Genomic DNA, 4,137 nt, shown 5'->3' with positions numbered 1-4,137 from the left:
CGTGGTGCCAGCATGCCGCGAGGGCGTCACGCTACGTGGGCCGCCCCGCGCGACTCGCGTGATGGATTGGCGGCCGATGGGTCGATGTCGGCGCCGGTGCGCGCGGAGCGGGGGCCGGACGGCGCGGGGCGTCATAGCCACCACCGCCACCGCCACCGCCACCGCCACCGTAGCTGCTGCCGCCACCGTCGTCGTCCATGCCGCCGCCGCCCTGGCCGCCCATGCCCTCGCGCTTGCCCAGCATCTGCATCTGGTCGGCGCGGATTTCGGTGGTGTACTTCTCCACGCCGTCCTTGTCGGTCCACTTGCGGGTGCGCAGGGTTCCTTCCAGGTACACCTGCGAGCCCTTGCGCAGGTACTCGCCGGCGATCTCGGCCAGCCTGCCGTTGAACACCACCCGGTGCCACTCGGTGGCTTCCTTCATCTCGTTGGTGGTCTTGTCCTTCCAGCGGTCCGTGGTGGCGATGGTGACGTTCGCCACGCGGTCGCCACTGGGAAAGGTGCGCATTTCCGGGTCACGCCCCAGGTTGCCCACGATGATGACTTTGTTGACGGATGCCATAGGTTTCTCCAGTTGGCCAGGATTATGTCGCCTGGGCGTCGTCGGCCAAGACTTGCTCGGGGCTCTGGCGCGGCAGCGGGGCCCGCATCGGCCAGGCCACCACCAGCCACACCAGCATCAGCGCCGCGCAGCAGCCGAACAGCCCCGCCAGTCCAACGTTCTTGGCCAGCCAGCCGCCGACCGCGCCGCCGGCAAAAAATCCCAGCGATTGCAGGGTGTTGTACACACCCAAGGCGGCGCCCCGAGCCTGCGGCGGTGCCACTCGCGACGCCAGGCTGGGCTGGGTCGCTTCCAGGATGTTGAAGCCGCAAAAGAACAGGAACAGCAGCACCGCCAGGGCGGCCAGCCCCGGCTGCCAGGAGGTGGCCAGCAATCCCACCTGCACCGCCAGCAGCAGCGCGATCGAGCCCAGGAACACTGCCCGCAGGTGACCGCGGCGCTCCAGCGGGAACACGGCGCCCACTGCCAGAAACGAGCCCAGCACCGCCGGCAGGTAGACGGTCCAGTGGCGGTCCTGCGCCAGCCCGGCCTGCACCAGCAGCGCCGGCACGGCCACCCACATGGCCAACTGCACGGCGTGCAGGATGAACACCCCGACGTCCAGCCGCAACAGCGGCCCGTGGCTCAGCACGTCGGCCAGCCGCCCGCGCGCCGCATTGGCGTGCTGCAGCGGCGCCGGCGGCGTCCACCACAGCACCACTGCGATGCAGGCCAGCGCCAGCGCGCCGGTGACCCCGAACAGCCCGCCCAGTCCGATGCGCGCGTTCAGCAAAGGCGCCGCCACCAGCGACAGCGCGAACATCAGCCCGATGCTGGCGCCCACCATGGCCATGGCCTTGGTGCGCACCACGTCGCGGGTCTGGTCGGCCAGCAGCGCGGTGACAGCGGCCGAGACGGCGCCGGCGCCCTGCAGCGCCCGGCCCGCCAGCAGCCAGCCCAGCGTGGGCGCGGCGGCGGCCATGAAGCTGCCGGCGGCGAACACCAGCAGGCCCAGCACGATCACCTTCTTGCGCCCGAACCGGTCCGAGGCGATGCCAAACGGGATCTGCAGCAGGCCTTGCGTCAGGCCATAGATGCCCATGGCCAGGCCGACCAGCGCCGGGTCGCTGCCGCCGGGGTAACGGGATGCCTCCAGGGCGAACACCGGCAGCACCAGGAACAATCCCAGCATGCGGGCCGCGAAGATGGCGGCCAGCGAGGCGCTGGCGCGGCGTTCCAGCGGCGTCATGCGGCTGGCGAGGGCGGGAGGGAGGACGACGGCGGTCAAGTTTGGAGGCTGAAAAAGCACGCCGGGCAGAGCCGGCAAACCCTGCATTCTCCGGCATCCGGCGCCCGCCCCTCGCGGCGGCGGCGCCCGCCGTCCATAATGTCCGGTTTCCCCTGGCGCGCCCTCCCCCTATCTTGAACCCCAGCTCCGAAGCCCGGCCCGCAAGCGACGACGGCGCCTATCTTGGCCAGCGGATCAGCATCCGCGGCGCCCGCACGCACAACCTCAAGAACATCGACCTGGACCTGCCGCGCTACAAGCTGGTGGTGATCACCGGCCTGTCCGGCTCGGGCAAGTCGTCGCTGGCGTTCGACACCCTCTATGCCGAAGGGCAGCGGCGCTACGTGGAGAGCCTGTCCACCTATGCGCGGCAGTTCCTGCAGCTGATGGACAAGCCCGACGTCGACGTGATCGAAGGCCTGTCGCCGGCGATCTCGATCGAGCAGAAAGCCACCAGCCACAACCCGCGCTCCACCGTCGGCACCGTCACCGAAATCCACGACTACCTGCGGCTGCTGTTCGCCCGCGCCGGCACGCCGTTCTGCCCCAACCACGGCATCCCGCTGCAGGCCCAGACCGTCTCGCAGATGGTCGACACCGTGCTGGCGCTGCCGGAAGACACCCGGCTGATGATCCTGGCGCCGGTGGCGCGGGAAAAGAAGGGCGAGTTCGTCGAGCTGTTCGCCGAGATGCAGGGCCAGGGCTACGTGCGTTTCCGGGTCGCCGGCGAGGTGTTCGAGTACGACAACCTGCCCAAGCTGAAGAAGACCGAAAAGCACGACATCGACGTCGTGCTGGACCGGATCAAGGTCAAGGCCGAGGTGCAGCAACGGCTGGCCGAGAGCTTCGAGGCCGCGCTGCGGCTGGCCGACGGCCGCGCCATCGCGCTGGAGATGGAAACCGGCCGCGAACACCTGTTCAACGCCAAGTTCGCCTGCCCGGTCTGCCACTACTCGATCAGCGAGCTGGAGCCGCGCCTTTTTTCGTTCAACTCGCCGGTCGGCGCCTGCCCCGGCTGCGACGGCCTGGGCACGATGGAGTTCTTCGACCCGACGCGGGTGGTCGCCTTCCCCGAGCTGTCGCTGGCCAGCGGCGCCATCAAAGGCTGGGACCGGCGCAACGCCTATTACTTCAGCCTGATCGAAAGCCTGGCGAAGCACTACCGCTTCGACGTCGAGTCGCCGTTCCAGGACCTGCTGCCGCACGTGCGCAAGGCCATCCTGCACGGCTCCGGCGAAGAGGAGATCCGCTTTTCGTACACGCTGGAGTCGGGCTCCTCGTCCGGCCGCAAGGTCAGCAAGAAGCACGCCTTCGAAGGCATCCTGCCGAACATGGAGCGGCGCTACCGCGAAACCGATTCCTCCAACGTGCGCGAGGAACTGGCGCGCTACCGCAGCATGCAGCCCTGCCCCACCTGCGACGGCACGCGGCTGCGCACTGAGGCGCGGCACGTGCGGCTGGGCGAAGGCGAGCATGCGCGGGCGATCTACGAGATCGGCCACATGACGCTGCGCGAGAGCCATGCCTATTTCATGCAGCTGCACCTGCCGGGCGCCAAGGGCGAGATCGCCGACAAGGTGGTGCGCGAGATCGGCGCGCGGCTGAAGTTCCTCAACGATGTCGGCCTGAACTACCTGAGCCTGGACCGCAGCGCCGAGACGCTGTCGGGCGGCGAGGCGCAGCGCATCCGGCTGGCGTCGCAGATCGGCTCGGGCCTGACCGGCGTGATGTACGTGCTGGACGAGCCCAGCATCGGCCTGCACCAGCGCGACAACGACCGCCTGATCGCCACCTTGCAGCACCTGCGCGACCTCGGCAACTCGGTTCTCGTGGTGGAGCACGACGAAGACATGATCCGCGCCGCCGACTACGTGGTCGACATGGGCCCGGGCGCCGGCATCCACGGCGGCAAGGTGGTGGCGCAGGGCACGCCGACGCAGGTGCTGGCCAATCCCGCCTCGCTCACCGGCCGCTACATGTCCGGCAGCCTGCGCATCCCGGTGCCCGAGAAGAGGCACCGGCTGGGCGAGCAGCCGGTGCCGCAGGTGATCCGCATCGCCGGCGCCAGCGGCAACAACCTGAAAAACGTCACCGTGGAAATTCCGGTCGGCCTGTTCACCTGCGTCACCGGCGTCTCCGGCTCGGGCAAGTCCACGCTGGTCAACGACACGCTCTACACCGCCGTGGCGCGCGAGCTGTACCGGGCCCACGAGGAGCCGGCGCCGCACGAGGCGATCGAGGGCATCGAGCATTTCGACAAGGTGATCAACGTCGACCAGTCGCCGATCGGCCGCACGCCGCGCAGCAA

3 protein-coding genes are annotated in these 4,137 nt (G+C 69.3%); 1 reads left to right on the top strand and 2 read right to left on the bottom strand.

The window, feature by feature from the left end; translation table 11 throughout:
• Positions 1–31: 31 nt before the first annotated feature.
• Positions 32–562 carry a single-stranded DNA-binding protein gene (gene ssb / locus JWP65_RS16385; protein ID WP_299765630.1) on the bottom strand — a complete coding sequence of 177 codons (531 nt, stop codon included), beginning with the start codon at positions 560–562 and terminating at the stop codon, positions 32–34.
• 22 nt (positions 563–584) lie between these two features.
• The gene (locus JWP65_RS16380) at positions 585–1,790 is read right to left on the bottom strand and encodes an MFS transporter (RefSeq protein ID WP_299765632.1); all 1,206 of its coding nucleotides are present in this window, start codon (positions 1,788–1,790) and stop codon (positions 585–587) included.
• Positions 1,791–1,963: 173 nt separating this feature from the next.
• On the opposite strand from JWP65_RS16380, the gene uvrA reads away from it, so the two are divergent.
• A partial coding sequence (gene uvrA / locus JWP65_RS16375; protein ID WP_299765628.1) for an excinuclease ABC subunit UvrA occupies positions 1,964–4,137 on the top strand: 2,174 nt, incomplete at its 3' end.

Origin of the sequence: Ramlibacter sp., assembly GCF_028292805.1 — a bacterium.
Classification (GTDB): Bacteria; Pseudomonadota; Gammaproteobacteria; order Burkholderiales; family Burkholderiaceae_C; genus Ramlibacter.
This window is presented reverse-complemented; position numbering and strand designations above follow the sequence as displayed.

Excerpts from the sequence above, each read along its gene's own strand:
- JWP65_RS16380 (WP_299765632.1), bottom strand. The coding sequence starts at position 1,790 with ATGACGCCGCTGGAACGCCGCGCCAGCGCCTCGCTGGCCGCCATCTTC.
- ssb (WP_299765630.1), bottom strand. The coding sequence starts at position 562 with ATGGCATCCGTCAACAAAGTCATCATCGTGGGCAACCTGGGGCGTGAC.